At 38.2% G+C, this 26700-nt stretch carries 31 protein-coding genes; 4 read left to right on the forward strand and 27 right to left on the reverse strand.

What is annotated here, in order from left to right; genetic code table 11:
* Positions 1-70: 70 nt before the first annotated feature.
* Positions 71-769, forward strand: coding sequence for an iron-sulfur cluster repair di-iron protein (gene ric / locus ACAN53_RS07220; protein WP_379968494.1), 699 nt, complete (start codon positions 71-73; stop codon positions 767-769).
* A gap of 2 nt (positions 770-771) precedes the next feature.
* Complete coding sequence (locus tag ACAN53_RS07225) at positions 772-1083, forward strand: metal-sulfur cluster assembly factor (RefSeq protein ID WP_379968496.1); 312 nt, start codon at positions 772-774, stop codon at positions 1081-1083.
* A 343-nt stretch (positions 1084-1426) separates the two neighbouring features.
* Here ACAN53_RS07225 and ACAN53_RS07230 read toward each other — a convergent pair whose 3' ends face one another.
* The 23 genes from ACAN53_RS07230 to ACAN53_RS07340 form a co-directional block, all read right to left on the reverse strand.
* Entirely contained in the window at positions 1427-2104 is a 678-nt protein-coding gene (locus ACAN53_RS07230) for a zinc metallopeptidase (protein ID WP_379968498.1), read from the reverse strand.
* Between the two features lie 93 nt (positions 2105-2197).
* On the reverse strand, positions 2198-2956 hold the full coding sequence (locus ACAN53_RS07235; protein ID WP_379968500.1) for a sporulation protein YpjB: 759 nt from the start codon (positions 2954-2956) through the stop codon (positions 2198-2200).
* A gap of 67 nt (positions 2957-3023) precedes the next feature.
* Entirely contained in the window at positions 3024-3617 is a 594-nt protein-coding gene (gene lhaT / locus ACAN53_RS07240; protein ID WP_379968502.1) for a lipoprotein heptaprenylglyceryl N-acetyltransferase LhaT, read from the reverse strand.
* 126 nt (positions 3618-3743) lie between these two features.
* On the reverse strand, positions 3744-4511 hold the full coding sequence (locus ACAN53_RS07245; protein ID WP_379968504.1) for a menaquinol-cytochrome c reductase cytochrome b/c subunit: 768 nt from the start codon (positions 4509-4511) through the stop codon (positions 3744-3746).
* A 25-nt stretch (positions 4512-4536) separates the two neighbouring features.
* Positions 4537-5211 (reverse strand): menaquinol-cytochrome c reductase cytochrome b subunit, encoded by a 675-nt coding sequence (qcrB, locus tag ACAN53_RS07250; protein WP_379968506.1) that lies wholly within the window; start codon positions 5209-5211, stop codon positions 4537-4539.
* Entirely contained in the window at positions 5212-5724 is a 513-nt protein-coding gene (locus ACAN53_RS07255; RefSeq protein WP_379968508.1) for a QcrA and Rieske domain-containing protein, read from the reverse strand.
* Positions 5725-5936: 212 nt separating this feature from the next.
* Positions 5937-6473 carry a ReoY family proteolytic degradation factor gene (locus ACAN53_RS07260; RefSeq protein WP_379968510.1) on the reverse strand — a complete coding sequence of 179 codons (537 nt, stop codon included), beginning with the start codon at positions 6471-6473 and terminating at the stop codon, positions 5937-5939.
* Between the two features lie 74 nt (positions 6474-6547).
* Entirely contained in the window at positions 6548-7810 is a 1263-nt protein-coding gene (locus ACAN53_RS07265) for a tetratricopeptide repeat protein (RefSeq protein WP_379968512.1), read from the reverse strand.
* Positions 7811-7994: 184 nt separating this feature from the next.
* A complete protein-coding gene (gene aroB / locus ACAN53_RS07270; RefSeq protein ID WP_379968514.1) occupies positions 7995-9077 on the reverse strand; it encodes a 3-dehydroquinate synthase in 1083 nt (360 codons plus the stop codon).
* 306 nt (positions 9078-9383) lie between these two features.
* Positions 9384-9830 carry a nucleoside-diphosphate kinase gene (gene ndk, locus ACAN53_RS07275; protein ID WP_379968516.1) on the reverse strand — a complete coding sequence of 149 codons (447 nt, stop codon included), beginning with the start codon at positions 9828-9830 and terminating at the stop codon, positions 9384-9386.
* 99 nt (positions 9831-9929) lie between these two features.
* Complete coding sequence (hepT, locus tag ACAN53_RS07280) at positions 9930-10892, reverse strand: heptaprenyl diphosphate synthase component II (RefSeq protein WP_379968518.1); 963 nt, start codon at positions 10890-10892, stop codon at positions 9930-9932.
* 29 nt (positions 10893-10921) lie between these two features.
* Positions 10922-11629 (reverse strand): demethylmenaquinone methyltransferase, encoded by a 708-nt coding sequence (locus tag ACAN53_RS07285; RefSeq protein WP_379968520.1) that lies wholly within the window; start codon positions 11627-11629, stop codon positions 10922-10924.
* A 32-nt stretch (positions 11630-11661) separates the two neighbouring features.
* On the reverse strand, positions 11662-12399 hold the full coding sequence (locus tag ACAN53_RS07290; protein WP_379968522.1) for a heptaprenyl diphosphate synthase component 1: 738 nt from the start codon (positions 12397-12399) through the stop codon (positions 11662-11664).
* A 102-nt stretch (positions 12400-12501) separates the two neighbouring features.
* Complete coding sequence (gene folE, locus ACAN53_RS07295; protein ID WP_379968524.1) at positions 12502-13065, reverse strand: GTP cyclohydrolase I FolE; 564 nt, start codon at positions 13063-13065, stop codon at positions 12502-12504.
* 235 nt (positions 13066-13300) lie between these two features.
* Entirely contained in the window at positions 13301-13576 is a 276-nt protein-coding gene (locus ACAN53_RS07300) for an HU family DNA-binding protein (RefSeq protein ID WP_379968526.1), read from the reverse strand.
* Between the two features lie 249 nt (positions 13577-13825).
* Positions 13826-15304 (reverse strand): stage IV sporulation protein A, encoded by a 1479-nt coding sequence (spoIVA, locus tag ACAN53_RS07305; protein ID WP_379968528.1) that lies wholly within the window; start codon positions 15302-15304, stop codon positions 13826-13828.
* A gap of 243 nt (positions 15305-15547) precedes the next feature.
* On the reverse strand, positions 15548-15751 hold the full coding sequence (locus tag ACAN53_RS07310; protein ID WP_379968530.1) for a DUF2768 domain-containing protein: 204 nt from the start codon (positions 15749-15751) through the stop codon (positions 15548-15550).
* 228 nt (positions 15752-15979) lie between these two features.
* Positions 15980-16234, reverse strand: coding sequence for a stage VI sporulation protein F (locus tag ACAN53_RS07315; RefSeq protein WP_379968532.1), 255 nt, complete (start codon positions 16232-16234; stop codon positions 15980-15982).
* A 152-nt stretch (positions 16235-16386) separates the two neighbouring features.
* The gene (locus tag ACAN53_RS07320) at positions 16387-17421 is read right to left on the reverse strand and encodes an NAD(P)H-dependent glycerol-3-phosphate dehydrogenase (protein ID WP_379968534.1); all 1035 of its coding nucleotides are present in this window, start codon (positions 17419-17421) and stop codon (positions 16387-16389) included.
* A 17-nt stretch (positions 17422-17438) separates the two neighbouring features.
* Positions 17439-18749: a ribosome biogenesis GTPase Der gene (gene der / locus ACAN53_RS07325; protein ID WP_379968536.1), complete on the reverse strand. Its 1311-nt coding sequence runs from the start codon at positions 18747-18749 to the stop codon at positions 17439-17441.
* Positions 18750-18868: 119 nt separating this feature from the next.
* Entirely contained in the window at positions 18869-19054 is a 186-nt protein-coding gene (locus ACAN53_RS07330; RefSeq protein ID WP_379968538.1) for a capping complex subunit for YIEGIA, read from the reverse strand.
* Complete coding sequence (locus ACAN53_RS07335; protein WP_379968540.1) at positions 19051-19941, reverse strand: YIEGIA family protein; 891 nt, start codon at positions 19939-19941, stop codon at positions 19051-19053. The genes ACAN53_RS07330 and ACAN53_RS07335 overlap by 4 nt, the downstream gene beginning before the upstream one ends.
* Positions 19938-20543: a YphA family membrane protein gene (locus tag ACAN53_RS07340; RefSeq protein WP_379968542.1), complete on the reverse strand. Its 606-nt coding sequence runs from the start codon at positions 20541-20543 to the stop codon at positions 19938-19940. Before ACAN53_RS07340 ends, ACAN53_RS07335 begins: the two co-directional genes overlap by 4 nt.
* A 106-nt stretch (positions 20544-20649) precedes the next feature.
* Here ACAN53_RS07340 and ACAN53_RS07345 point away from each other — a divergent pair, with 106 nt between their 5' ends.
* A complete protein-coding gene (locus ACAN53_RS07345) occupies positions 20650-20784 on the forward strand; it encodes a YpzI family protein (RefSeq protein WP_379968544.1) in 135 nt (44 codons plus the stop codon).
* A gap of 114 nt (positions 20785-20898) precedes the next feature.
* Here the strand turns inward: ACAN53_RS07345 and fni are convergent, their stop codons facing one another.
* From fni to cmk, 3 genes are all read right to left on the reverse strand, one after another.
* Complete coding sequence (gene fni / locus ACAN53_RS07350) at positions 20899-21969, reverse strand: type 2 isopentenyl-diphosphate Delta-isomerase (protein ID WP_379968546.1); 1071 nt, start codon at positions 21967-21969, stop codon at positions 20899-20901.
* A gap of 12 nt (positions 21970-21981) precedes the next feature.
* The gene (rpsA, locus tag ACAN53_RS07355; protein ID WP_379968548.1) at positions 21982-23124 is read right to left on the reverse strand and encodes a 30S ribosomal protein S1; all 1143 of its coding nucleotides are present in this window, start codon (positions 23122-23124) and stop codon (positions 21982-21984) included.
* A gap of 428 nt (positions 23125-23552) precedes the next feature.
* Positions 23553-24224 (reverse strand): (d)CMP kinase, encoded by a 672-nt coding sequence (gene cmk, locus ACAN53_RS07360; protein ID WP_379968550.1) that lies wholly within the window; start codon positions 24222-24224, stop codon positions 23553-23555.
* Between the two features lie 326 nt (positions 24225-24550).
* On the opposite strand from cmk, the gene ACAN53_RS07365 reads away from it, so the two are divergent.
* Positions 24551-25519, forward strand: a complete 969-nt coding sequence (locus ACAN53_RS07365; protein WP_379968552.1) for an asparaginase — start codon at positions 24551-24553, stop codon at positions 25517-25519.
* Between the two features lie 102 nt (positions 25520-25621).
* On the opposite strand, the gene ACAN53_RS07370 is transcribed toward ACAN53_RS07365, so the two are convergent.
* Positions 25622-26602, reverse strand: coding sequence for a YpdA family putative bacillithiol disulfide reductase (locus ACAN53_RS07370; RefSeq protein ID WP_379968554.1), 981 nt, complete (start codon positions 26600-26602; stop codon positions 25622-25624).
* Between the last annotated feature and the right edge of the window lie 98 nt (positions 26603-26700).

Consider the following 26700-nt stretch of genomic DNA (forward strand, 5'->3'; position numbering starts at 1 on the left):
TTTAAATCATAGTATGATTGTTCTTCTTTCACTATACTAAAGCTATTCAAAGAAAAAGGAGCTGTATAGGATGACTATAATTTTCAATTCTTCGACTAAAACTGGTGATATCGTAACAAAACTTCCAGCTGCAAGCAAGCTGTTTAAACAATATAAAATTGATTTCTGTTGTGGTGGTGATCAACCAATTGGAATGGTGCTACAAGAAAAAGGATTACATGAAAATGATATTCTACAACAATTAAATGAACTTTATGCTGCTACTACTACAAAACAAGAAATAAATTGGGAAACTGCCTCCTTACAAACGTTTGTTGACTACATTATTACAAATTATCATGTACGTACAAATGAAATGCTCGCTGAATTAAATACGTTCGTCATGAAAGTTTATCGAGTTCATGGTGACCGTCATGCCCATTTAAAAGATGTGTATCAACTATTTTCGATGCTAAAAGCTGAACTTGAGCCGCATCTAGTGGATGAAGAACGTGATGTATTCCCTCATATTGTTTCATACGAACAGTCTGGTTCACAAACCGATTTAGCACAAGCAAAACAACAAATTGCGGATCTAGAATCCGAGCATGAAGCAGCTGGGACTCTTCTAAAAAAACTAAGAACGGTAACTAACGATTATCAAGCACCAGAAGATGCATGTACTACGTATCGTCTTACCTATTTAAAACTAGAGGAGTTAGAATCCTTAACATTTGAACATATCCATTTGGAAAATAACATTTTATTTCCTCGACTAATGAGAAGATGAAGATGATGAATATAACGATAGAGCAAATTTATGAAGAACTTGAAAGTGTGATGGATCCAGAGCTTGGTATTGACATTGTCAATCTTGGTCTTATATACGATATAGCGTTAAATGAACAGAGCGTCGTAATCACGATGACAATGACATCAATGGGTTGCCCGCTTGCTGGGCATATAATTGCGGACATAAAAGACACTTTGTCAGTAGCCCTTCCCTCGCTGCCGCCAGTAGATGTTAAGATAGTATGGACTCCTTCTTGGACAAAGGAGCGTATGTCCCGTTATGCTAAAATAGCACTTGGTGTACATGAGTAAAATTTTTAGATAGGTTCCCTCAACTATTTGTTCCAACTCTCAGTTCTTAATACAGGGCTCATAAGCCCAGTTCATACAGATTCAATGTGGGTACTGAAAAAGTGATTCAGTGCCCTCTTTTTATGGAAATACATACTTTGATGACCATCTACCTTGATTTTCGCTCAAGGCGGTAACCAAAGCCCTTTTTATGTTCCCGTTGAAACGTATGATTTGCTCTCGCAGGTACCAGATTCTATGAGTAAAGAAAAAAGGGATCCCTCTCTAAGTATGTAAGAGAGGGATCCCTTTTTCAGTGTCCTCGATTCAATCGACTGTCCTTTACATGAGATACGAAAAGCTATTAGTCGTTTCGTTGCATCCCTGTATAGATTAAAATTAGACGAACCAACTCAGATACTGCAACTGCTGCTGCGGCCACATACGTAAGCGCTGCTGCATTTAGTACTTTTCGTGCATACTTTTCTTCATCGTGGTCAACAATTCCAAGCGATGAAATTTGTTTCATTGCTCTACTAGAGGCATCAAATTCCACAGGCAATGTAATAAGTTGGAACAAAACACCAGCTGCCATCAAAACGATACCAAGTAATAGCATATTCGTTAATCCAGCAAATAAGCCAATCATAATGAAAACCCATGACATATTACTTCCTATATTCGCTACAGGTACAAGTGCGTGACGAAAACGCATAAACGTGTAGTTTTTTGCATCTTGAATCGCGTGTCCAACTTCATGGGAAGCGACAGCTGTGCCAGCAACTGACTGACCGTAGTAATTGTTCGTAGATAGTCGTACCGTCTTCGTACGTGGATCATAGTGATCAGATAATGTTCCAGGTGTTTCTTCTACTGCTACATCGTACAAACCGTTTGAGTCTAAAATTCTACGGGCAACCTGTGCCCCTGTCATTCCTGATGTAGAATATACTTCTGAGTATTTTCTAAAAGCCCCTCGAACTCTCGCTTGTGCAATCAATGGTACAATCAAGATTATCAAGAAGTAAACTAGGTATAACATAACCATCCTCCAATGATGTTCGTATTACTATACATTGTATTTTCACTATCATTTCTTGTCAAATAAAATGATAGAAAATAACCTGACATATCGTTAGCTATCCTTTGATTTTAATTGTTTTTTCTTTTCTTGTTCACCTTTATACTTTCGAAAACCGACATACGTTAATGTGAAAATAATAATGCCACCTGTCATAATCATCATCCAAACGAGGGAAAAATCCGCATCTTTTCCTTTTGGATACAAAAATACACTCTCCACATCTCCTCGAATGAGTTGTAGACGCTGCTTACTATCAGATTGCTTTACAATTGCATTACGAGATTGATCTAAATACGAAAGATCGCTATTCAATTGTTGCAGCTGCTTCTCAGACAAATCAAGTGTTAAACTTGGATAAATAATATCAAATTGACGCAAAAATTGATTTAGAGCATATTGAAATTCGGTATTATCTTGCTTTGCCAACGATGCTTCCATTCCCTGAAAAGCACTAATAACAGTTTCCTGCCGATTTAACCAGAGCGGTTGTATATTTGAACCTTCTGCATCTATAACTAGCCTTAGTGCAAGCAGATTATCTTCCTTATCCTGTTTACTCCCAATATCTATCGCTTCTAGAGCTTTGTCATATGCTAATGAAATAACACGTGAATGCTCTGGCGATGAGACAGCTACAGGAAATCCAGTCGCAGATGATAGCATCTGTTTTGCTTTTTCATATTCATCCTGTTTCACAAGCTGAATTGATTCGTCAACCAATTGATTCCACTCATTCCACTCCTTTGCTATGGTTTGCAGTGGAATGAGTAAAAGAAAAAGCCCTATGACAATGGTAAAGACTTTTTTCATCCCTGTCCCCCCTAAAGCTACTACTTCATTGTATGAAAGGAAGGACAAGAAAAGACTATTATTTTCATTAACGAAGCGGCAATGATAGATGCTTTTCACGGATACATAATGCGTATGCAATAAAAATAGAAAGGATACTTAACCAAAATGTTGCGTATCCAATTGGCTGATAGTAAAGATCTAACACACCGTACTGCGGCATTTGTCTATAGACATAGTCAATGATTACGTCATGCAGTGTCCATACTGCAGCAACTACTAGATGCCATTTTTTTATGCGATAAAACGGGGCAAATAAGAGACCTTCTAGTGCCATCGAACCGTGCGAAATCATCAGCATATAGCCTGTCCAATCTAAATCTCCTGTTACAATTAGAAGAAGGAGATTCATGGATACAGCCCAAACACCATACTTAAACAATGTGACAATTGCTAATGCTTCAAACAATCCCCAATTTTTATTCAATAAAAAGCCGAGTAAAACGATAACGAAAAATAAACTTGCCGTCGGACTGTCAGGTACAAATATTAAAAATTGCGGAGGTGTTTCTACAAGCTGATACCGGTACCAAATATAGCCATAAATCGTACCTAACAGATTGATAATAAATAAAAGTTTTAAAATGGTGCGATCTCGTAAAATGTGATACAGAAATGCCACTGTCTTTCCCTCTACTTTCTATAGTTTCCCATATTACCTTCATTATAGCATGACCTATACATAAAAAAAGAGACTGTGGTAGCTATTACGCACCAAGCACAGCCTCTTTTTATGCTAATCGTTTCATTATTTTTTGTTATATTGAGATATAAATTCTACAATTTGTTTTAACTCCTCATCTGTACCTTTAAACACGCCTTTTGGCATTTTCCCTATTCCTTCCTTCGCAATCGTTGCAATCTCTTCCGGTTTTTTTGTGGTATTTTGTAGTGCTGGTGCTGCTGGTCCCCCTTGTAGGTTTTCCCCGTGACACGTTAAACAAGTATTTTGTTGCATCAATTTATATCCACCTGCGTTTTTGTCTACTTCTACTGTTTTAATAATAGCACCTTGTTTTTTGGCTGCTTCCCAATTATGATTTGCAACCGATTCATAGGTTAGAAAGACCATGGAACAAAGTGCAAGAAGCATAAATCCTGTCGCTAGAGGACGCTTATGTGGGCGCCTCTCTGTTCCTCGATCAAGGAACGGAGCGAGTAGTAAAGCCCCGCCTGCAATTCCTGGTATAATAAAAGCGCCAATCGCCGTATAAGGGCCTGATGCATACGAATATTTTAAAAGTTGATATAAAAATAAGAAATACCAATCTGGTAATGGTATGTAGCTCGCATCTGTTGGATCAGCTGCTCTCTCGAGGGGGGCTGGTTCTGCTACTGTTAAGCATAAAAACCCAACTAAAAATACTGCACCTACCATCCATTCTTTTAAAAGAAAGTTTGGCCAAAATGCCTCTGTCTTGCCCGGATATTCGGAATAATCCTTAGGGATGTTTGGCTTTCGAGTAGCTGACACGCGTGAATCACCTACAAACTTCATGCCTTTGCCGCGATGCATAATCTCCCTCCCTTATGCTTCTCTCTTAAAGTGGACCTGAAATTCCTTGCTTTCGAATAATTAAAAAGTGAGCTCCCATAAGTCCAAGTAATGCACCAGGTAAGAAAAAAACATGAATGGCGAAAAAGCGTGTTAATGTTTGTGCCCCGACAATTTCAGAATGACCAGCCAGTAGTGTTTTAACATATGGTCCAATTAATGGGGTTTGCTGTGCAATTTGTAGACCTACCTTTGTTGCGAAAAGAGCCTTCATATCCATAGGAAGCAAATAACCAGTGAATCCAAGTCCCATCATAATTCCGAATATAAGTACCCCGACAATCCAGTTTAGTTCACGAGGTTTTTTGTATGCTCCTTGAAAGAACACGCGCAATGTATGCAAAAACATCATAACAATAACTAAGCTAGCACCCCAATGATGCATACCGCGAACAATTTGTCCGTACGCAACTTCATTTTGTAAATAGTAAACGGATTCCCATGCATTTTTTATATCTGGAACATAATACATCGTTAAAAACATACCAGAAAGAATTTGGATAACTGTTACGAAAAAGGTAAGCCCGCCAAAGCAGTATACGAATGCTGAGAAATGATGAGCAGGATTTACATGTTCTGGTACTTCATGATCAGCAATATCCCGCCATAAAGGTGTTATATCTAAGCGTTCATCAACCCAGTCGTATATTTTATTAAGCATTTACTTACCACCTCCATGCGGTTTCGCCTTTCCTAGATACAACGTTCCATCCTTCAGCATGGATTCATACACATCTAACGGGGCTAAAGGAGGTGTATTCGGGATATTTATGCCACTTTTCTCATAACGGCCACCATGACAAGGACAGAAATATTGGTTCGGATGCGCAGTATCTCCGTTCCAGTTTACTGTGCAACCTAAATGTTTACATACAGGTGATAATGCTACAATGTCTCCGCTTTCATTTTTATATACCCAAGCTGACTTAGGCTCGTCTGATTTATACCATGCATCTACTTGCTTTATTTTAAAATCAAAGCGTTTCGGATCATTGGTAATATCAGAAATTCTCGCAACCGCAACCATATCTGTTCCTGCTTCCTGCTTCAAAATGGGGTCTAGCGCAGCACGAACCATGGGCATCAACATGCTAGCCGCCATAAATCCACCTACTCCTGTAAGTGTATAGGTAAGAAACTGACGACGTGTAACCTTACGATCGGATTCACTCATAATCATCCCCCCTACGTAAAAAATCCCATAAAAAATATGAAGTAATTCTTCTTTACAAAGGACAGCGGTCAATCAGATAGTGTAGCTCATATACTTGGATAAAAGGTAAATATCAGAAGGAATGTAGTAGCGCATTCATATAGAGGTTTTTTTGAAGTGAATGTTATAAAGCACATCAGTGGGATTTTATTCCCACTGATGCTAATTTATGTTTATAATTTTTTTAACTCTGCAGTAAGTTTTTCAAATTCATCCCGATCTTGTCTATCAAGGGCCTCGTCAATTTTCTTAAGCAATTTATCACGAGTAAAGCTAAAAATACTTTCTTCTAAAAATCTTTCCGCAAGTAGTCGATCCTTCTCATTGATTTCTAAGCTTTTTGGAAGATACGGATTTTCTTCCAATACTGCAACGTAGTTGGACGTTTGAAAAGAAGATTTAAAATTTAACTGAATATAAATATCCTCATCCCGATTAAGTCGTATGTCATGAAATGATTTCTCAGCATCCGTCGTCATTACATTCTGTTTATAAAAGCAAAATGGTGTTTCCTTGACACAGCTTGTTGACATGACAATACCTCGTGGACAATACTTCGCGTGCTCAACAAAGTGTACCTTCTTCATTAACTGATCATGACTCATCAAATAATTCAAAATCCAAACACACTCCCGCTGCTTAAGCTGGTAGTTGCCTAAAAACCATTTGACAAAATCCTTCTTCTCATTCACAGAAACAGGGGTATTCATCTCGTATCAACCCTCCTCTGTCTTTCTTTTCTTTTTTACTAACATTCAAGAAGCATGCTCTCGTTTCCTTCTAATCACTGCAAATCCTCTAAATTAAATAAAAGTTCTTCAATATGTGTTTGCGTTTGGTCTAATTCAAGCAGCCTTGTAAACACATCTCTCGCCTGTTGTCTCAGCCCTTCTTCTAATAAAAAATGGCCGTATTCTTCTAAGAAGGTAAGATTATCCTTAAAAGAAGTATATGCTTCTTGGTAAGCATTTAATGCATCCGAATACTGTTCTAATTGTTTCTTAGCAAATGCTAAATCCCATAATAATTGCGGGTCGTCTTCCCCATTTTCATTAGCCGTAACAATAGCAATTACGATATCGTCATATTTTTCTGCATGCTTTAGAATATGAATGTATTTTAATACTGCCTCTAAATGACCAGGATCAAGAGCAAGTGCTTCTAGAAGGGCTGCCTCTGCTTCGTCCATCTTACCAAGACTTGCCGCCGCATCTGCTAGTTTTATATGATATCCAACTGAGAAAGAATCTGATTTCAGTCCTTCCTTTAGCGTATCATAACTTTCCTGCAACATTCCTTCTTCTTCATAACACTCGGCTAAATAAACATGTAAGGATGTATAATGTGGATCCAGTTCTTTCAGTTCTAAAAATACTGGAATGGCACGTTGGTGTAAGCCTGCTTGAAACATCGTAAATGCATATCCAAAAAGGGTATGAATATCTTTATGCTTCTCTAACCCACTTTCATAATAAGGAAGTGCTTCCTCCCATTGTCCAAGTGAGCTTAACGCTTCTGCAATTCGAAGTGGGATGTGCACATCACCAATTTCATCTTGTTGTTCTACCAATTCTTCATAATACGGCAGTGCCTTTGCAAAGTCACCACGGCTGCTGTAAAATTCACCTAGACCAAATAAAATGATCGGCTCATCCGGTAATTCTTCACGTGCTAGCAATAATTTTTGTTCTGCTACTTCATCCAGTCCTTGCGCTTGATATAAATCAGCTAAAAGTAATAAGCCTTGTACATACAAATCATCATCCTGATGTATATCATTTAATATCTCAATAGCTTCATCTTCACGATCGAAATCGATATATAACTCAGCTAGAAAAAGGATTAATTCACTTTCTTCTGGATAGAGCAAACATAAGTCTTCCATTATGACAAGCGCTTGTTCTAAAAACCCAAGTGTATGATAATAGTGCGCAACTTCGTACTTTTCTTCATCGGTACCCTGCTTTGCAACTTGTTGTAATAATTGTAACCCTTCTTCTGTTTTTCCTTGCTCAATATATTGCACAGCTTCTTGTAACGTATTCATTTGTCTTAACTCCTTTTTGGTATACTCCTATTTTCTCATCGTAGCGAACACAATGCAAATATTGATACATTTATGTATAAGCAATTTTCATTCCTACAAAAAAAGAATCCCCTCCTAACGAGAAGATTCTTTATCATATCATGTTTTTCTTCCAATTTAAATCAATAAGAACGTTCTTCCATACTTATTTTGAACTTTCCCGTTCTATAAACTCTTGGAGTACATTGATAACCACGTCATCATTTACTGAGACTACTTCGACAGTTCCAATTTCACGAAGTAAGACCATTCGAATGATTCCACCATTTGATTTCTTATCTAACTTCATTTTCTCAACTAGAGGTTCTACTTGTAAATGCTTTGGCATGGTTGGATAGCCGTAGGAAGCAAAGAGACCATCTAATTCACTATAGTTTAAATCCGTTTGATAAATACGTTCACTTAAAAGAATCGCATACCGCATACCAATGGCTATGGCGTCACCATGTGTCATCACGCCGTACCCAAGGATAGATTCAATAGCATGTCCTAGCGTATGCCCAAAGTTTAAAAAGGCCCGAATTCCTTTTTCTTTTTCATCTTGGGAAACGACTGCAGCCTTGACTCCAATCGCAATTTTCAAGGCGTATTGTAGCTTGTCACCTCGCAGCGCAGAAATAGTCGGCACTTCCTTACGAAGCCATTCAAAAAAGGCAGGATCCCATATAAGAGCGTGCTTAATAACTTCTGCAAAACCGGAACGCCACTCGTTTTCTGGAAGTGATCTAAGAAATGTAAGATTATACAAAACTATCTCTGGTTGATGGAAGGCACCAATCATATTTTTACCAAGAGGATGGTTTACTGCCACTTTTCCTCCTACTGCACTATCATGGGCTAGTAGAGTCGTTGGTATTTGAATAAAACGAATACCGCGCATAAAGGAAGCAGCAACAAATCCTGCTAAATCTCCAATCACTCCCCCTCCAAGTGCAATGATAATAGAGTGGCGATCGAGATGATTTTCGAGAGCAAATGTTAAAATATTATAATAGTTTTCAAATGACTTTGCTGTTTCCCCATTTGGTACCACATAAGAATACACCTTACCAATAATGGCTTGTTTTACTTGCTCCAAGTAAAGCGGAGCAACGTTATCATCTGTAACAATAAGAATAGAAGATACACTTGGTTCCATATCATGAATGATAGGATCAAGTTCATCCAAAATTTGTTCTCCAAGCAGTACAGGATACTGCTTCTTGGTTGCAATATGTACGCGTTCCATGATAATCCCCTCACATAGTAAAGACTCATTTCTCCATGACCTACTAGCGGTAACGAAATCAACTTCATCTCGCAACATCACCCTATATTCAAGTTGAAATCTACTGAATCTTTTTATTATTTATGTACCAATATAACACATATGACTCCCTTTGATAAGCTATCGATATACAAAAACCAAAGCATCTTCCTTAACGTCCTTACCTTTTTTAGGAAAATGAAAAAAACATGATCCAGAACCACCTGTCTGTACCATGTCTTTTTTCTCAAATATTGTAAAACGGTTACAAATTATGTAGTAAAAAAATTAATAAATCCACTTATTTGCAAGCTTTGTGTATTCTACTAATTCTTCTTCTTTAAAGAAAATTCCAATTTCACGTTCTGCACTAGCAGGAGAATCAGAGCCATGAATAATGTTTTTACCCATTGTTACTCCATAATCACCGCGAATAGTACCTTGTACTGCATCACTAGGATTTGTTTTTCCCATCATTTGACGAGCTGTTGCAATTACATTTTCACCTTCCCAAACCATTGCAAAAACAGGGCTAGATGTAATAAAGCTTACCAATTCACCGAAAAATGGACGTTCTTTATGTTCAGCATAATGCAATTCTGCTGTTTCTTTAGAAATTTGCATTAATTTTGCGCCTACCAATTGATAACCTTTCTTTTCAAAACGAGAAACGATTTCTCCAACTAGACTACGTTGTACGCCATCCGGTTTTACCATTAGAAATGTCTTTTCCATTATGGTTTCCACTCCCTATAAGTTATGTATTTTGACCCAAAGAAAATAGTATCATTAGTTTTTCATTTTAGCAATAGTGGTAACTAGAACCGTAAATGATTAAAATTTACGTTTGCCTATATATTTTGCAACATTTTGCAACGCTGACTTCGCTTGGCTTTTTGGGAGCGGAGCAATTACTTGTAGAGCCTTTTGCAAATATCGTTCACTAAACGCGAAAGATTTCTCAATTGCATCACTTGCTTTAATCATTTCAATAATACTGTTCATTTCTTCTCTACTCGTTCCTTCATGAACTTGCATTATTTTTTCCCGAAGTGATTCTTGCTGCAACGCATATAAGGCTGGTAACGTAACATTTCCTTGAAGTAAATCTCCACCTGCCGGTTTACCAAGATCTCTTTCTGTTGCAACAAAGTCTAATATATCATCAATAATTTGATACGACATTCCAACAAAATACCCAAACCAATAAAGTCTTTTCTCCGTATCTCGCGTGGCACCTGTCGCAATAGCTCCAAGTTGACAACTAGCAGCAATTAACAACGCTGTTTTCCGCTTAATCCGTCGTAAATAAATGCGTAAATTTTGATAAAAATCGTATTTATCCCGTATTTGCTCAATTTCTCCTTTGCACACTTCTACAATGGTATGAGAAAGTGCAATATGTGCTGCAGGCGTTTCTAATTTCGTAATACACTCAAGTGCCTTTGCAAATAAATAGTCTCCCGTATACATTGCAATACGATCACCCCATATTGCATTTACCGTAGCACTACCTCTCCGAAGCATTGCTGCATCAATAACATCATCATGAATAAGAGATGCCATATGAATGAGTTCAAGAGCTACAGCTACGTTTTTAATCGTTTCTAACTTGTACGTACCGAATTTTCCAGCGAGCAAAACAAAAACAGGCCGTATGCGTTTTCCGCCTGCCCTAATGAGCTGAAGTGCCGCATCCTGAAGCATTTGCTGATCCGAAGACACGACAGCTTGCAACTCTTGTTCAATTTTTTCAATATCTGATTTTAAAAAAGAGTACATAACTTGTAGCTTCATATCTTTCACCTTAACCTAGATTCTAATAATCATTTTGGTTTGTATCCCAAATGCATTGCTGCTACCCCAAACGTAAACGGTTTTACTTCAATTTTCTCTAATCCAGCTTGTTTAAACATACTTGCTAATTCTTTCATGCCTGGAAATGTACTTGCTGATTCTTGTAACCAAGAGTATTCGTTATAGCTCTTTGCAAATATTTTACCTATTATAGGCATAATATAACGAAAATAAAGGAGATATAATTGACGAATTCCAATTGCCGTAGGCTGAGATGTTTCAAGACACACAACTTTACCACCCGGCTTTACAACTCTCGTCATTTCCTTAAGCACTTGCAAATAGTCGGGGACATTTCGTAATCCGAATCCTATAGTCACATAGTCAAACGTGTTATCTTCAAATGGAAGTTCCATGGCATTTCCATGGATAAGATTCACTTGATCCAACTGCATACTATGTATTTTTTCTTCCCCTACAGACAACATATTCTGACTGAAATCAAGTCCAAATACTCGTCCCTTTTTCCCTACGGCATCTGCTAAAGAGATCGTCCAATCACATGTACCGCAGCAAACATCGAGTGCCTTTTCACCCTTTTGTACATCCATTATTTTCATTGTTTCTTTTCGCCATGTTTTATGACGTTGAAAACTAATAACAGAATTCATTACATCATATCGTTTATAAATTTTCTCAAAAACATCATGAACTCTTTCTTCCTTAGATTGATGCATATGCTTCCCTTCTTCCAATCTTAATTAAATGTTTACCTAGTCAGTAACAGCTTATTTAATATTTCTACCTGATCATTCGTGGTAGCAAGATTGGTAAGCTGCTTTTCTATTCGCTGTAAATAAGATTGATAATAAGCTTCAACTTCACTAGTTGGAAGGAATGTCTCCCACAATGCAAATACAATCGAATCTTTCTGCTGTTTGTAAAGATTAAATTCTCTTTTTATGCGCTGTCTAGCTAGAAAACTTGCGGAATATTCGTCCAAGTTTTCAATTTGAAAGTAGTTGCACGTTTTTTGTATTAGGGCAGATTCAACTATTTCCACACTTCGCACTACATCTTCTGCCGAGAAATTCAATCGTTGGTGTAGGCGAATTTTTTGTTCATTTATTTCTTTAATTCCTTGTGCCAGTTCGCGAATTAAACAAATATCTGATTGCTGGGCTAATAAATAGTAATAAAGACCGCTATAATAATCACCTGCGAGAGCAGTAAGCTGACGTCTTTTATGTAAATCAATTGCTTCTACATCACCTTTATCTGAGACCTTTTCATGAGTATCAAGTGCGATTTGTACAAGCATAATTGTTAGAGCATACCGCTGCTTTTTTTCTATATGTAAATTTGTATGATTTAAAATAGAATATAAAATAAACAGCTTTTCTTCATCAATAACTGGCGTATCGATATAACGCATCAAAAAAGGATGCTGTAATCTCTCCTGTAGGCTCTCCTTTACAGCAGAAAAGCCGTAGTTGTCGTTATACACACTTAATCACCCTTGTCCTCCGTAATCCATACGACCTATTATAACACATATACGAAGTGTTCCTACAAAAAAAGAAAAGCAGAATCTGCTTTCCTATTCGTTCTACTTAATCAGAGACAATACTTCTGCACGCGCAGCTGCATCCGTTTCCAACACACCTCTAACAGCAGATGTGATTGTTTTTGCGCCAGGTTTTTTTACACCGCGCATTGTCATACACATATGCTCGGCTTCTAATACGACCATAACACCATGTGGTTCCAATACTTCCATAATACTATTTGCCACCGTAGACGTAATCCGTTCCTGTAATTGTGGTCGACGTGCAATCGTATCTACCGTACGTGCTAACTTACTTAAACCAGTTACCTTACCGCCTCTAGGTATGTATGCAACATGTGCAACACCATAAAAAGGTACAAGATGATGCTCACACATACTAAAAAATGGTATATCCTTTACTAAAACGAGTTCTTCATGTTCTTCCCCGAAAACCTTATGTAGATGTTCCTTCGGATCTTCGTGCATACCAGAAAAAACCTCTGCATACATTTTTGCGACACGTTTCGGCGTTTCAAGCACGCCTTCACGATTTGGATCATCACCAATTGCTTCTAGTATAAGCCGAACGGCGTGTTCTATTTTTTCTAAATTTACTGTTTCCATCCGCTGTTATCCTCCCAAAATCATACCTTTTACTGTATGAACACATTCTAGCATATGTACGATTTTAAAAGCAAAAAACTGAATCCAAAATGAAAACATTTTCATTTCTGCTTTAAAAAAGGAAAAAGCTCTCCTATTGGAAATAGAAGAGCCTACATACCATATCAAGGATGGAAAAAGGAATCTCTACGTTGAAAAATCATATGTACTGGGCATGATTCCCCATTCATACACCTTATTGTTGTACTGCATCTTTGAGTGCTTTACCAGGTTTAAATGCAGGAACCTTACTTGCTGCAATTTCGATTTCTTCCCCCGTTTGAGGATTACGTCCTTTGCGAGCAGCACGTTCACGAACTTCAAAATTACCAAATCCGATCAATTGCACTTTGTCTCCGCTTTTCAATGATTCTAAAATAGAATCAAACACAGCTTCAACTGCTTTCGTAGCGTCTTTCTTAGAAATTTCACTAGCTTCTGCAACTGCGTTAATTAAATCAGTCTTATTCATGCCATTCACCTCCTCCCAAAGGGACCACTATATGCATAATAAAGTGAGTCTTATCTTCATTTGTAGGCAATTTCTACAATTTCTATACAACGAAGCTGTAGATAATTCATTATCAACGCTTATATTATACGATTCTTCCTTATAATTCAATGATTTTAAAGAAAATGTTACCAACTAAGTTTTAAAATATGTAACGCTTTCCTAATTATATATAAAAAAAAGACCTCGCGTAAAGAGGTCTTATCTTCACTATAATATAATTGCAATGAGCCCACCCGATCCCTCGTTTATGATACGTTCAAGCGTTTCTTTTAATTTGTAGCGTGCATTTTCAGGCATTAGCGAGAGTTTTGCTTGAATCCCTTCGCGAACGATGGAGCTAAGAGATCTGCCAAAGATGTCAGAATTCCAAATAGAAAGCGGATCATCTTCAAAATCCTGCATCAAATAACGAACAAGTTCTTCGCTTTGCTTCTCCGTCCCAATAATCGGTTCAAACGTAGATTCTACGTCGACTTTAATCATATGAATAGAAGGGGCAACCGCCTTTAACTTTACCCCGAACCGAGAACCATGACGAATAATTTCGGGTTCATCCAAGCTCATGTCAACTAAAGCAGGTGCTGCGATGCCGTAGCCCGTTTGTTTTACCATTTTCAGTGCATCAGCTACTTGGTCATACTCTACTTTGGCATGAGCAAAATCTAGCATCAACTTTAATAGATGGTCTTTCCCGCGAATCTCTACTCCTACCACTTCTTTTAAAATTTCATCATATAATTCGTCTGGTGCATATAAATCAATTTCTGCTACTCCCTGCCCCATGTCGATGCCAGCAAGGCTCGCACGGTCAATAAATTCATATTGACTAAATTGCCATACAACGCGATCTACATCGCGCAGTCGTTTAATATCCTTTACTGTCTCCTGAACTGCTTCTTGATAGCTTTCACGAAGCCAGTGATTTTCATTTAGCACCATCACCCAGCTAGGAAGATTCACATTCACTTCCAGAACAGGGAATTCGTAAAGAGCTTCGCGAAGTACATTATGGACATCGCCTTCGCGCATGCCTTCCACACTCATAGCAAGAACGGGAATATCATATTGCTCTACTAAACTTTGCCGCAGCACCTCTGTGTCCGGATGGTACGGCTGTACGGTGTTAATGACCATAATAAAGGGTTTCCCAACTTCTTTTAATTCATTGACGACACGCTCTTCGGCATCCACATAATCACGACGGGGAATTTCACCAATCGTTCCATCTGTAGTCACAACTACCCCAATAGTTGAATGCTCTTGAATCACTTTTCTTGTACCAATTTCTGCAGCCTCATGAAATGGAATTGGTTCGTCATACCAAGGCGTAGTAATCATACGAGGCCCATTTTCATCTTCATACCCTTTCGCACCTGGCACAGTATACCCAACGCAGTCAACGAGTCGTATGTTCACATCAAGCCCATCCTCTACATGAATAGAAACAGCTTGATTTGGAACAAACTTCGGCTCCGTTGTCATTATCGTTCTTCCAGCAGCACTTTGTGGCAGTTCATCTTGCGCCCGTTGACGATCCCCTTCATTTTCGATATTTGGAATGACAACAAGCTCCATAAACTTTTTAATAAATGTAGATTTCCCTGTTCGAACTGCACCGACTACTCCAAAATAAATATCACCGCCTGTACGTTCGGCAATATCTTTAAACACATCAATCTTTTCCAAGTATGTTCCCCCCTAAGAGTTGTTGGGAATGTGATTTTGGTTTCGTCAGGACATCTTACCTATGATTTTGTCCTACTTTATTATGACGAGTGTAAACAAAATAGTTTTTTCCCATTTCATAGAAAAACAAAAACCCTTCTTTTAGAACGTATTCGAAAATAGAAGGGTTCATGCCATATCACATGAAAAATTTTGACTCATTGGTTAGGATATAATTATGTCAGAGTGAATCTAAGATTCCTATCATTCATTCGTTGGGCCACTTAACAACACCAGTAGCATCAATAACCCTGCTACGATCATAATACAATAAGCAAAAAATGCAGCAATGCCTTTCCATACTTGGTTTTGAACTTTATATCTGCTAAAAAGAATGAGGTAAACAGCAAGGCCCATACCGCCCATAGAAGTTAGTGATAGCCACATTTTTAAAAGAGAAGTCGACATGCAAATCCCCCCAATTTCTTCCCCATTCTTATATCCTTTAATTAGAATATTTTATATTTATTACCAAAATTTTTCAACTTTTATTTTATTCCACAACTAAAACCGAAGCGAACGGGGGGCTCTTCGCTTCGGTTGACCATGTATCCCCTATTTAGCTCATGGATTGCTTCGTACGTAGTATCATATGCGACTTTATATCCTATTGTTTCCTACTCCTAAACCACAACTCTATTTTTTAAACATATTTCCTAATGAACTTAAATCAGTAGGCATATTATTATTCATAATTGCCTTTACAATTTGATCTTCTTTTTCTTTCGTAACGTTGCGTCCTGCAATAGCGCCTACTTGTTGCACGAGCTGACGTAACACCTTTTCATCCTTTAAATTCGAGTTTTGTACCGAAGCAGCTAGTTTGAATATATCTTCTTTGTTAACATTTGCTTTCTTCTCTACATTATCAAATAAATTATTGGAGTTCATTACTTCCACCCTCTCTTCATATCTTCCCTTTATCATATGCAAGAGAAGATATTGGGTGAATGTCATCCTAATGAACAACCTTAACGACCAATTTTTTTGAATAAAGCAAAAAAGAGGGGGTACACCCCTCTTTTTTATACTATCGTATTGTATTAATGGTTCCGCTGAGAAAGATTTGGTACAACTTCCATTTCATGCTTACGAACACGTCCCATTAAAGAATGAACCGCTTCCTTGACATCTTTGTTGTGGAATAATACATCGTTTAATTCGGAAGTAATTGGCATTTCTACATTCATTGTTTTCGCTAGCTGGTGTGCAGCTTTTGTAGTACGTACCCCTTCTACAACCATGCCCATGCTGTCTAATACATCGTCAAGAGAATGACCCTTTCCTAACATGTTTCCCGCTCGCCAATTTCGACTATGGACACTCGTACACGTTACGATAAGATCCCCCATGCCTGCTAGCCCAGCAAATGTTAGCGGATTCGCCCCCATTTTTCTACCAAGCCGAGCAATTTCAGTTAATCCACGTGTCATAAGTGCAGCTTTAGCGTTGTCGCCAAAGCCCATGCCATCCGTCATTCCTGCGGCTAACGCAATGATATTTTTTAATGCTCCGCCGAGTTCCACACCAATAATGTCCGGATTCGTATATACCCGAAAGTATTGATTCATAAATAAATCTTGAACCATTTCTGCAGCTTTCATATTTTTAGAAGCTGCAGTAATAGTTGTAGGATAACGAAGTGCCACCTCTTCTGCATGGCTAGGTCCCGATAGAACGACTACATCACGAAGTAAATCGGCCGGTACTTCTTCTTCGATCATTTCGGATATGCGTTTTAACGTATCCGGTTCAATTCCTTTACTTGCATGAATCATCGTAACAGGGTAAGACAAAAGCCCTTTCATCTTACGAAGTACATCTCGAATCGCTTTCGTAGGTACGACGAGCAATATGTTCTCCACTCCGTCTAATGCCTGTGCCAAGGAATGATATCCAATAATACTTGACGGCAAAACAACTTCGGGCAAATAACGAGTATTCGTATGTTTGGTATTAATTTCTTCTATTTGTTCTATCCGATTGCCCCAAAGGCGGACTTCATGACCATTGTCTGCGAGCACCATAGCAAGCGCACTTCCCCAACTACCTGCTCCTATAACTGCAACTTTCTCCATCGTTCTACACCCTCCTTTTAGCTTCGTGTTCTAGCTATAATTTTAATAGGAGTTCCCACAAATCCGAATGCATCTCGAATTCGATTTGTTAGGAAACGTTCGTATGAAAAATGTAATAACTCCGCTTCATTTACAAATACCACGAATGTTGGCGGCTTGACAGCTACTTGTGAAGCATAGAAAATTTTCAAGCGTTTTCCATTATGTGTTGGTGTAGGGTTCGTTGCAACAGCATCCATTATAATATCATTTAACACATTTGTTTGAACCCGAATCATTTGATTTTCACTTGCTGTATGAATCATCGGTAGTAAGGTATGAATGCGTTTTTTTGTTTTTGCTGATAAGAATACGATCGGTGCATAGTCTAAAAATAAGAAATGTGCCCGGATTTTTTCTTCGAATTCCTTCATCGTTTTTTCATCTTTTTCTACCGCATCCCACTTATTAACAACAATAATAACGGCTCTCCCTGCTTCATGCGCATAGCCAGCAATTTTCTTATCCTGCTCAATAATGCCTTCTTCGCCGTCTAATACGACAAGGACAACGTCTGAGCGTTCAATAGCACGTAATGCGCGTAGCACACTATATTTCTCGGTGCTTTCGTATACTTTCCCTCTTTTTCTCATTCCTGCTGTATCAATAATGACGTATTCTTTTCCATCCTTCGTATAAGGGGTATCGACAGCATCACGAGTCGTACCTGCAATATTACTTACAATAACGCGTTCTTCACCGAGCAACGCGTTTACTAACGATGATTTTCCTACATTTGGCCGGCCAATCAAACTAAATTTTATGGTATCCTCACCGTACTGGTCTTCCATATCTTCTGGAAAATGCTTAGCTACTTCATCAAGCAAATCGCCAAGCCCTAGACCATGCGATCCCGAGATTGGAAATGGTTCTCCAAAGCCAAGTGAATAAAAATCATAGATATCTTCTCGCATTTCTGGATTATCTATTTTATTCACTGCGAGAACAACGGGTTTCTTTGATTTGTATAAAATTTTGGATACTTCTTCATCCGCTGCTGTAATGCCATCACGACCATTTGTCATAAAGATAATAACATCTGCTTCGTCGATAGCAATTTCTGCTTGCTGACGGATTTGTGTTAAAAATGGTGCATCACCAATATCAATTCCACCTGTATCAATAATATTAAATTCGTAGGCAAGCCATTCTCCTGAACTATAAATTCGATCTCGAGTCACGCCAGGAACGTCCTCCACAATGGATACTCGCTCTCCAACAATTCTATTGAAAATCGTAGATTTCCCTACATTTGGACGTCCTACGATCGCAATCACCGGTTTTGGCATATTTTTGTCATCCTTTCATCTGTTGTGCTATGTAAAAAAACCCTTCTTTCATCAAGAAGGGATTGACGATCAACCACAGTTTTTTTAGCATCAAAACAAATTCATTATATCATAATCTATTAGTGTTTCACAATAATATATACATCTTCTTGCAATCGATGTGCGATTCCATCTAAAATTGCTTCTAAATTTGAAGCAACAAATTCCATTTCCTGTACTGATGAACAAGTAAAAAAAGGAGCGCCGCCAGCAAATTTAGTAGCATCTGTTGTAATAACGGCTAAAATATAATTTTCAATCATCATCTAGTAGGCTTCTCCTTCCCTGCCTTAGAGGACATTCGAATTGCATTTTCAAGTGTTGGAGCATTTTCTATCACGTGGATTGCCTTTGTTATATCCCGTTCCTGCGGAAGGACAAACACCCCGACTCTTCCATCATTTAAATCTAATTTTGCTAACGGAACAAGTGATGGCGTTCCTGCATCTCGAATGACACCTAATCCAACTGAAACATCATGCAAGATGGCTTGTCTTTGTCCTAAATTAGCAAGTGTAATTCTTGCATCAGACGACTTAGGCGTTAATAGAAAGCCCATACCATATTGTAAAATTTCCTTCTGCCGCGCAGGTAAGCCAATATTCATAATGTAAATTGTATCAATATATAAACCTGCTCCTTCAAAGCGAAGCGGAATATGATCAATTTTCGCAATATCACATAGTTTCTTCCCAGCCATCAAATGCTTTGATAGAAAAAAACTCAGTGCAGCAACGCCTAATGCGGCATAAATTGAATTCAGAGCTAAATAAGCAAACGTTGTAACAAGCGAAGTAAGAATAACTAAATAATTGCGGCTCTCAAATACAAGTGCAATCCCTTCTATATAGGTATGTCCACGTGGTACAAGTTCATAAGCATCCATCGACTGCAATGTATTTCGCTCCATATTTCTCACATCACGAAATTGTGATGCCGCAAGAGTTAAAAAAGTAATTGCAGAAAAATCTTTACTCATAATAGATGGAATTGCCACCGCTCCTAACGTGGCAGCAATAAACCCCATCGCAAGATGAACAATTTTACCATGAAGTCTTGTAGGATATTGCCGAGAATCGGTTTTCAGCATGATAAGTCGTGTCATCATTCCAGACACAATTCCTACTAGTATTGGATAGGTGAATTGATTCATAGACTGCTTTTCCCTTCCCGAACTTGTTTTTGTTTAAATAACTCCAACAAAAATTTACTTTTTCCAAACACCGTGTATATACTTACTAAGCAGAAAGCACACATTAAGACATCCAGTGAATAGAACGTTCCGATTTCGTTATGAAATTGGAATTTCCATAATACGACAGAAAGCATCGTCTCTCCTTGCACTATACTTATTCCCAATACAAGAAGCTTTTCTCGATACGTACGAACCATAAGGAAGAGCAATAGAGCCATCACACTGCTACTTATCCATAAATTTCCCTTTAAAAACCAAATTGGATCATACAAGACCATAAGCTGTATGGTTGCATAAAACATAGCGACTATTCCCATACAAATAAAAAGGTATAGCGTCTTCCACCAAGGATACTGACATAAGCCAAGTAAACAAAGCACCAAAATAAATAACAAGCTTCCAGAAATCAAAAGTACTCCTACCGAAATATGAATGCCTGAACTTATAAGAAGTAACAGGAACCCTGTTGCTATGTAAAGACGGCTAGCGGTTTGTTTCATCCAAAATGTTGCAATCCACCATCCGAACCAAGAAACAATGTAAAAATATACACCCTCCATCGCTCTACCTCCTATCCTCCCCATTATGGGTACATTGTATGAGAAATATAATCGGACGCATAAAATAAATAAGGACAGAAACACTTGTAAATGGGAGGTGATACGAATGAGCAAAGACCGGCAGGAAAAAAAGCTCCGTGAATCTCGTAGGGTGGAATCGGACCGTGATCAATCCATTCATTACAGCGGAGCAACTCGTCTGGACAATCCAGAGCAAGCGCGACAAGACAATAAGAAATAATAAGTAAACAGAGATTTACTTGGGAACTAGTCAGAAAATATGCATGTAGTAGGGGAAAATGACTTTATCTGATACCAATTAATGCTTGTTTTTACGAGGAAAAAGCGGTATAGCTTAGTTGCTATACCGCTTTCTTGTACTGTATGAAGCTGTATCAATACCTCTTTGCGTTAACCAATGAAAAGAATCACCGCTAATAACAAGTGGTGTAGTTTGAAGTTCCTCAATCGACCTAGCACCTAGGGCTGTCATCATATACTTTATATCCTTGTGGATGGTATCAATTTCCTCAAGAAGACCTTCGATACCAGTATTCATATAAGCCTTCAGAAAATAACCCGCAAATGCCACTGCTGATGCACCAATTGCAAGCGCCTTTGTAGCATCGAGTGCCGTCTGCATTCCTCCTGATGCTATGAAAGATACCACCTTATTGTTTGTCTCACTTAAGCCCTCTATAAGGGATACTGCAGTTGGTATGCCCCATTCACTAAAGTAGGTGAGCATGCGCTTTCTCCGTTCGTTCTCGATAGTAGCAAAGTTAGTACCACCAAAACCACCTACGTCAATTATTTGTACACCGATATCAGTTAATTGGCGGACTGTTTCTTTGCTCATCCCAAACCCTACTTCCTTGACAATAACCGGGACTCCAACCCCCTTAACGATTCGTTCAATTCGTTCAAGTGAGTGAGTAAAATCACGATCGCCCTCAGGCATTGTAAGTTCTTGAATCACATTTAAATGAATTTGAATAGCATTACCCTCTACCATAGCAACTGCTCGCTTAGCTTGTTCCACTGTGGCTTCGCTACCTAGATTTGCAAACACAATTCCATTTGGATTCACTTTTCTTACTATTTTATAAGACCGTTCTTCTGTCTCATCCTTTATTGCAGCCATCTGAGAACCGACTGCCATTGCAATGTTTTTTTCACGTGCAGCTTCTGCAAGCGCCTGGTTGATACGCTCCGTTGCTTCTCCACCACCGCCTGTCATTGCATTGATATAAATAGGCGAACTTAAAGAAAGTTCGCCTATTTCCGTATGCAATGAAACGTCTGCAAGCGCTATGTTCGGTAAACTTTGATGAACGAAGGATACGTCATCAAACCCTTGCGCCCGAGACTGACCGGTAGAGAGAGCGTACTGAACATGATCAATTTTCCGCTTTGCTCTCGTCACAGTCATCACCTATTATTTTTTTAGCTTTTTTAATTGTTCTCCAATTATATCACCAAGCTGGAATGAAGCTGATTCTGAAGTGGATTGGTACTTACTGAAATCTTCTTCATAGTCATTACTTTCTTCTGTTGCATCTTTCATACTTAATGAAATTCGTTTTTCTTTTGCATTTACTTCAAGAACTTTTACTGTCACCGTTTGTCCAACTTCTAATACTTCATTTGGATTTTTAATATGGCGACTTGAAATTTGTGATACATGAACAAGACCTTCTACAGAAGGTAACACTTCAACAAATGCACCAAATGTAACAAGACGTCTCACAGTACCTTCTACGATATCTCCAGCCTTAATTTTTTCAATAACTGTATCCCAAGGACCAGGCTGAGCTGCTTTTATAGAAAGAGAGATACGTCCAGTATCGGCATCCACAGAAAGAATTTTCACTTTAACGGATTGTCCTTCTGCAAGTACATCAGAAGGTTTTCCTACACGTTCATGCGAAATTTGAGAAATATGTACTAATCCGTCTACTCCGCCAACATTTACAAATGCACCGAAGTCAGTAAGACGTTGTACAGTACCTTCTACTACATTCCCAGGTTGTAGAGAATGAATGACTTCTTTTTTCTTAGCTTCTAATTCTTCTTCTACTACAGCTTTATGAGAAAGAATCACACGATTTTTTTCGCGTTCTAATTCTACGATTTTAACCACAATTGTTTTTTCTTTGTAGTCTGTGAAATCTTCAACGTAGTGAGTTTCAACGAGAGAAGCAGGAATGAAACCTCTTACGCCAAGATCTACAACTAAACCACCATTCACAATATCTTTAACTGTTACTTCGAATGATTCGCTAGCTTCGAATTTTTCATATAAATCTTCCCAAGCACGTTCAGCATCTACTGCACGCTTAGAAAGAACTAAATCGTCTTCTTCAAGTTTAATTACTTTTAATTGAAGAGTTTCCCCTTCTTTCACAACATCGCTTGCTTTTTCAATGTGAACGTTAGCTAATTCACTAATAGGAATAATACCTTCCGTTTTGTAGCCAACATCTACACGCACTTGTTTTTCTTCTACTTTTACAATTTCTCCTGTTACAACATTCCCTACTTCTAATGGTGTAACCTCTTCATTCATCTTTTCTACCATGGAAATACCTCCCTACTAAAATGGCAAAGCCTCTTTATGTATATACGAAATGGAAATAAGTTTTCCATTTGCATGCTGAATTACAATTCGCATCTGCTGCGGAGGAATCTCAAATGTCTCTTCTTTTAATGTGAATTATATGACTTCACATTTAAATCAAAATACAGGCGTTTATTGATATAACCTCTACATTATAACAAAATGAAATCTAACTAGTACTGAAATAGTTTGAAAACATTTTCCTCTTACTAACTTCTAATAAATCAGAGAATTTGTCAAGTAAATTGTATCTTTACATGAATTTGCGCCTGCTTCAAATAATGTATCTAGCATTCATTTTAATTTTCAAATCACGAAATAGCTACCTTATTCTCCCTCTTCGATATAGGCTAGAAAAACCTCCACAGTATGGAGGTTTTTCTTTTATATTATGCTAATTTTGTATGTATAATATCCATAATTTTCTCTACTACCTGCATGATTGACAAAGCAGTCGTATCAAGTGCGATTGCATCGGCGGCTTGTTTTAACGGAGCCACTTCGCGCTCAGAATCGAGTTTATCACGATTTGCAATTTCTGTTTTTAATTCTTCTAAATCAGATGGAAACCCTTTATCCATATTTTCCATATGGCGTCGTTTCGCCCGTTCCTCAACAGATGCGAGAAGAAAAATTTTCACCTCAGCATTTGGGAGCACATGGGTACCAATGTCTCTACCATCCATAACTACTCCGCCCTTGCTTCCAAGATACTGTTGACGGTGTACCATTTCTTCTCGGACGAGACGATTCTTCGCTACAACTGACACTTTATTTGTAACTTCACGCGAACGAATGACATCTGTTACATCTTCACCATTTAAAAGTACACGCTGCGAATCATCTTTGTTTACTAATTCAATTCTACTGGAGTGCAACAAATTAGCCACCTGTATTTCATCTTGTAAATCTAACTCATTCAATTGAGCGGCATATGTTAATGTGCGATACATCGCTCCTGTATCAATATAAATGTATGATAGCTGTTTTGCGATGATTTTTGCTACTGTGCTTTTTCCAGCAGCAGCTGGTCCATCAATCGCGACTGAAATTTTTTTCATCGTAATCACCCCATAGTAAAGTACAAAAGACATACCAAAAAACAGGCATGTCCGCTGCTTTTGGATGTCTTCTCCATGCTAGCTCTAAGTCTGAAACTATTGTAGCACAACTATCACTGGATGCAAAAGCTTGGATTGCTCCCTTTCTAACATCCACATCTATCTTTACACATATGTAACTTATACAGAATCGCCTTCATTGCGTTACTATCATACACATCTACATGATTGATAGCGCCAGGCTATGCCAATTTATTTCCATTGAATATACTCTAGTTTGCGTGATATCTTCATATAGTAGTATTCAGAGGAAAGGACGATTTATTTTGAAAAATATACTCGTATTACATACAGGTGGAACAATAGCCATGGAGGAAGACCATAATACAGGTGCTGTACTCCAAAAAGGGTATAACCCTCTTTTACAATACATTCCCCAGACCAATACAGTGCATTTAATTGTAGAGGATGTCTTCTACTTGCCTTCTCCTCATATCACTCCAAAGGAAATGCTAGTTTTGCAACAAATTATTGACAAAAGAGCTGATGCAGAGCACATAGATGGTGTTGTGATCACACATGGTACAGACACACTTGAAGAGACAGCATACTTTTTAGATATAACGGTTCAAGCAAATATTCCAATTGTCGTAACAGGCGCCATGCGTTCTAGCAATGAGCTTGGCTCGGATGGTCTCTATAATTTTCTCTCTGCTGTAAAGGTTGCAAGCAGTGATGAAGCTAAAGGGAAAGGAGTTTTAGTCGTATTAAATGACGAGATTCATTGTGCTACAAATGTTACAAAGACTCATACCAGCAATGTTGCCACTTTCCAAAGTCCGCAATACGGACCAATCGGCGTTGTAACAAAACAAGGCGTTATCTTTCATCAGGCTCTTTTGCATAGGGAGCACTATAGAATTGGAGCAATTACAAAAAAAGTTGTTTTACTGAAAGCATATGCCGGAATGGATGAAACTCTTCTACAAGCTATAGAAAGCTTACATGTTGATGGTTTAGTTATTGAGGCACTTGGACAAGGAAATCTTCCGCCAACAACCATTCCCGCACTAGAACGCCTTATTAGCAAAGATGTTCCAGTCATTCTCGTATCACGCTGCTTTAATGGGATTGCACAAGATGTATATTCCTATGTAGGTGGAGGAAAACAGCTAAAGGAAATAGGAGCGATTTTTACCAATGGATTAAACGGTCAAAAAGCACGGTTAAAATTACTAGTCGCACTTGAGGTTACATCAACAATCGAGGACATTCGCAATTTATTTCATCAATAAAGGGTAACTTATTTTGGTAGACCGCAAATAAAAAAACAACGTAGACAAAAAGAGAAGAACAGCTCTCTCCCTTTGTCTACGTTATTATTTTGGTGACCGTATTTAGTTTTGCTTGATAATCGTTTTTGCGATTTGATCACCATGAAATCTCCCGTTTTCAATAAAAATTTCATTGGCATCATTTCCCGCAGCAATTACCCCCGCAATAAATATGCCTTGTACATTGGTTTCCATAGTTTCTTCATTAAATGCAGGTCGCCCAGTTTCTGGATCGATACGAACACCCATATTTGATAAAAAACTGTGATTGGGGTGATAGCCAGTCATGGCAAATACAAAGTCATTTTTAATTGTTACCTCTTCGCCGTTCACTATATATGTTAACGAATGTTCTTCTATTGCCTTTACATTAGCTTGGAACACCATTTTAATCACACCGTTACGAACTAAGGATTCAAACTCAGGTAGAACCCATGGTTTAATACTAGGAGAGTATACCTCTCCGCGATATAATACTGTAACATGTGCTCCGCTCTTCACAAGCTCTAGTGCTGCATCAATACTTGAGTTTTTTCCCCCAATGACAACAACATCACGGTCAAAATATGGATGAGCTTCTTTAAAATAGTGAAATACCTTTTCTAACTCTTCACCTGGAACATTCATATAGTTTGGATGATCATAATACCCTGTAGCAATAATTACATGATTTGCTTCATACACACCACTATTTCCGTCTCGTTTTGTAGTCTGAATATGAAACAATCCATTTTCTTGCTTCCTAACAGCATGAACTTCTTCAAACGCTTGAATGCGGATTTGTTTCCGTTTCACTACTTCACGATAGTATGCAAGCGCTTGATTACGTACAGGCTTCCGGTTTTCTGTAATAAAGGGTACTCCACCGATTTCTAGTCGTTCACTCGAAGAAAAAAACGTTTGATGAGTGGGATACCGATAGATTGCATTCACAATATTCCCTTTCTCAATCACTAAACTATTAATCCCAATCTCTTGCATGGATAGTGCTGCTGCTAGACCACATGGTCCTCCGCCAATAATAATTACTTTTTCTTTTTGCATGTTTCTATCACTCCCTACCATAAATACCAACAATAATTATGACACGAAAAGAATTATCTGTCCAAAAAGAAAAAACCTACTTACGTAGGGATAAGAGA

The organism is Ectobacillus soli, assembly GCF_042610425.1.
Taxonomy (GTDB): domain Bacteria; phylum Bacillota; class Bacilli; order Bacillales; family Bacillaceae_G; genus Ectobacillus.